The organism is Thermostichus sp. MS-CIW-41 (assembly GCF_054058915.1).
The window spans coordinates 1-3,810 of record NZ_JBSSBO010000083.1 but is presented as its reverse complement, the minus strand read 5'-3'; the positions used below and the strand labels follow the sequence as shown (position 1 = coordinate 3,810).

4 protein-coding genes and 1 tRNA gene are annotated in these 3,810 nt (G+C 58.3%); 4 read left to right on the top strand and 1 reads right to left on the bottom strand.

Translation table 11 applies throughout. From position 1 onward, the window contains the following. The 3 genes from ACVWXE_RS14210 to ACVWXE_RS14200 form a co-directional block, all read left to right on the top strand. The coding region (locus ACVWXE_RS14210; RefSeq protein ID WP_457490631.1) for a zinc ribbon domain-containing protein at positions 1–234 on the top strand (234 nt) is incomplete at its 5' end. 246 nt (positions 235–480) lie between these two features. Then, positions 481–1,908 (top strand): folate/biopterin family MFS transporter, encoded by a 1,428-nt coding sequence (locus tag ACVWXE_RS14205; RefSeq protein ID WP_457490630.1) that lies wholly within the window; start codon positions 481–483, stop codon positions 1,906–1,908. Positions 1,909–2,025: 117 nt separating this feature from the next. Next, positions 2,026–2,481 (top strand): DUF6679 family protein, encoded by a 456-nt coding sequence (locus tag ACVWXE_RS14200; RefSeq protein ID WP_011432782.1) that lies wholly within the window; start codon positions 2,026–2,028, stop codon positions 2,479–2,481. A 151-nt stretch (positions 2,482–2,632) separates the two neighbouring features. Here ACVWXE_RS14200 and ACVWXE_RS14195 read toward each other — a convergent pair whose 3' ends face one another. After that, positions 2,633–3,385, bottom strand: coding sequence for a segregation/condensation protein A (locus tag ACVWXE_RS14195; RefSeq protein WP_414349871.1), 753 nt, complete (start codon positions 3,383–3,385; stop codon positions 2,633–2,635). A 156-nt stretch (positions 3,386–3,541) separates the two neighbouring features. Here ACVWXE_RS14195 and ACVWXE_RS14190 point away from each other — a divergent pair. After that, positions 3,542–3,613, top strand: a tRNA-Val gene (locus ACVWXE_RS14190). The last annotated feature ends 197 nt before the right edge of the window (positions 3,614–3,810 follow it).

The window sequence follows — 3,810 nt, the reverse complement described above, 5'->3', positions numbered from 1 at the left end:
CAGACCTGCCACCGGTGTTTGCACATCCATCCCGATCCTGCGCAATCCTACCGCAGTGGCAAGTCGTTCAAGTGTGGACACTGTGGATGGGAAGGGGATGCGGATTTGAATGGTGCGAATGTGATTGCGCTCTTGGGGGCTGCTGTAAACCAGCCTAGAGGTCCGGGCTTGTTTTGTTCTCTGGTAGAGCAGAACAGGCTCAGGGCTACTGAAAGCTCGCTCCGTACCGCTTAGCGGTCGGAGCCGGGTAGTTTACCTTTCGACCTCATTTCGACCTCATTATTACCTCATTATTTTGTAGATTTTGTAGCTCGGCTGGGTTGAGCAGAAAGAGCGCTGGGAAGCGCAACCCGTCCAAGGAGGTCGGAGCCGGAAGCCAGTTGGACAGGTTAAGGTGAAGAGACTGTTAAGATTCTTATGGTTTTGCTGTTGCCAAGGCAACACCGCACCAACTAACATCTCGCTACACTGCGACCGCTCATGATTCATCCTCTGCTGCAACGGCTGCACCAATCCACCCTGACCCCGCTGCGGGATATCCACTGGACGCCGGAATTGTTCGGAATCCTCTTGGTGTACTTTGTGCAGGGGGCGGTGGGGCTGGCACGGCTGGCCACCAGCTTTTACCTGAAGGATAGCTTGGGCCTCAGCCCGTCTCAGGTGGCGGCGTTGATGGGCGTTGCCATGAGCCCCTGGATCCTCAAGCCCCTCTACGGCCTGCTGTCGGATACCGTACCGGTGGCGGGCTATCGGCGTCGTCCCTACCTCTTGTTGTCAGGGCTTCTGGGGTGTGGGGCTTGGCTGGGGATGGCTCTGTGGGCACCGACGGCTGGTCTGGCCACCCTGTGGATGGTTTTGGGATCCCTGGCGGTGGCGGTAGGGGATGTAATCGTAGATTCGCTGGTGGTGGAGCGGGTACACGGCAGTGACTGGGCGGGGACGGGCACGCTGCAATCTTTAACTTGGGGAGCAACGGCCTTGGGATCCCTGCTCACCGCCTATTTGGGAGGAGCGCTCTTGGCCCATTATCCGCCGCAGGTGGTGTTTGGCCTGACAGCCTTGTTGCCGTTGTTCATCGCTCTGGCAGCTTGGGTTATCGCCGATCAACCGGTGGTGTTGTCTCAGGGCTGGGATCCCTTGCAACAACAGGTGGGGCAGGTGTGGCGGACGCTGCGGCAACCCAGCATTTTGCTGCCGGTGCTGTTTGTGTTTGTTTGGCAGGCCACTCCCAGCGCCGATGCGGCTCTTTTTTACTTTGTCACCAACGATCTCGGCTTTGGGCCGGAATTTTTGGGTCAGGTGCGCTTGGTAACCAGCATCGCCAGTTTGCTGGGGGTAGGGATCTTCCAAGTGTACCTGCGGCGGCTCCCACTGCGGCCCCTGTTCGGCTGGATGACGGTGATCTCGGCAGGGTTGGGCCTGACCAGCCTTATCTTGGTCTATCACCTCAACCGGGATTGGGGTATCGACGATCATTGGTTTAGCTTGGGGGACAGCCTGGTGCTGACGGTGGCAGGACAAATTGCCTTTATGCCGGTGTTGGTCTTGGCCGCCCGCCTCTGCCCCCCTGGGATCGAGGCCACCCTCTTTGCCCTGCTGATGTCGGCCTTTAATTTGGCGGGGTTTCTCTCCCAAGAGCTGGGATCCCTGCTGATGCATGGGCTGGGGGTAACGGAGACCGATTTCAGCCGGCTGGGGCTGCTGCTGATCCTGACCAACCTTTCTACCCTCTTGCCCCTGCCGTTTTTGGGCTGGCTGCCGGAAGAGAGCATAACCCTTGGCGGAGCAGAACTGGAGGCGGAAGCCCATGCCTCTCTGGAATCCTTTCTGCGGGATGTGCAGGCAGAAGAAGCGGAGACAGCCTTGGCGATGGAAGGGGTCTCTCTGGCCGAAACCGACCCAACCTAAAGAGACTCTGTCTGGCCTCGGGAAAGGCATACAGCCTCGGTGTCCAGCCGCTAAGATGGAGGGATGAGCTGGGTAGCCCCCACAACTCACTCGGATCTTTCACTTCAGGAGGGGACCGTGCTTCATCGTAGGATCTATCAACTCAGCCGCGAAGGCAAGGATGTGTGGATCTATCTGCGGGATCAGGGACGCTGGCTGGAACGGGCCAAGATCCTCGATATCGAAGGGGACACCATCCTAGTTCGCTACGAGACAGAAGATGAGGAGGAGATCTGCTCCTGGGAGGAGATGATTCGCCTGGAAAGCATTGGAGCTGTTGCTCAGCGCCTTTCCACCATTCCCAAGGGGATGCTCAGCACGTCAGATTTGCTCACCTCAGAAGACTGCCCTCCGGCTGAATTGCTGCATCCGCCACTGTTGCCTACCGAAGGAGAAGATCATCCCAGCAGCGAGCGCCTCGTGGAGGATTACTACCTGGATCGGGAGGCTCCTGCCGAGCTGCCGGTGCGCTCCAGTGGGGAAGATCTCAAACGGGCGGATCGTGCCCGGCACGATGCTGAAGGCACGGATTGAGTTCTCCGTTTGCCAGAGCGGCGCAGAAGAGCGCTTGACATCCTCAGGTTCAGACGCCAGCTCAGAAGCCTAGAGGTGGATGGCCCGGCCACGGCCAGAAAAGTTCTCTAGAGTTCACCTTGGCAGATGAAGGGGATCCCAAGGGCGGGATCTACTTTGCCAGGCCCTCAGTTGTGCAGGGTCGGATGGTCAGTGGGCCGTAGAACTCCTCTTGGCACAGCTCCACCTGAGAGCGGGCAGCCATTAGCAGCAATGACCAGAAGACTTGAATGGGGTGAATGGTCCCGCTGCTGCCGTTTTGATAGCTTTTTTGGCAAAAGTGTTGCTGGAGATCGACAAAGCTGATCTGGGTCAGACCCTGCTGCCAAAGCTGAGCCAGCAGAGATTCTAGCTCGGCGGTGGTTTCCAAAAGGTTTTCCGGGTGGGCTAGCTGAGTGATGGCCGACAGCGCTTGCTGGCGAGAAATCCGTTGGGCCAGCGGCTTTGGGGCAGCTTCGGGCTGGTGTTCCAGCAGGGTTTCCAGCTCTTGCAGGTGGGCGATGAGTTCTTTGAGGGTGATGGGCCGGGTACGTTGAAGACGGGGTGCTGCCCTGGGTTGCAACACGCGATCCAAGTGCGCCAAAGACCAGCTTGGCCAGGGATCCACTTCTACCTCCACCGGGCTGGGCTCACTTTCTTCTGCTTCTGGTTCTGCCAAAGCCATCGCCTTAAGATAGACCAACATGGCAGCGTGGAGCAGGGCTTGTCCCGACTCAGACAGGTCATGGCTGCTGCTGGTGGGAGCCATACGGGCCAGAAAGCGATCGATAACCTCGATGACCTGCACATCCCAGGGATCGATCTCGCCTCGTTCTGCCAAATCAATGAGCAGAGCAATTGCCTCTTCGGTCGGTGAGTAGGCCATAGCACCCCACAGCTCCCTGACCCTTACTGTAGCCCTCAGGCCGGATCCCGGCTATCTCTAGCCATCTCCCATGCCGATCCGAATCCTCTGGCTCAATCGCTGACGTGGTAATATAGAGATCCTGCTCTAGTCGATAGCTGCTAGAGTGGTATCTACGGGCGGTTAGCACAGTGGTAGCGCACTTCCTTCACACGGAAGGGGTCACAAGTTCGAATCTTGTACCGCCCATACCCGCAAACCTGCTCCTGCAGCGAGCTTCAACAGTCCAAGTCCTTCTCCTGGAGGAGAGATACAGGCGGCTAGAAACGACTTTTTCCGCCCCGGGGTCTCCGTAAACTACCCGACTCCGACCGCTAAGCGGTACGGAGCGGGCTTTCAGTAGCCCTGAGCCTGTTCTGCTCTACCAGAGAACAAAACAAGCCCGG

Coding starts and splice junctions, on each gene's coding strand:
- ACVWXE_RS14205 (WP_457490630.1), top strand. CDS start 481: ATGATTCATCCTCTGCTGCAACGGCTGCACCAATCCACCCTGACCCCG.
- ACVWXE_RS14195 (WP_414349871.1), bottom strand. CDS start 3,385: ATGGCCTACTCACCGACCGAAGAGGCAATTGCTCTGCTCATTGATTTG.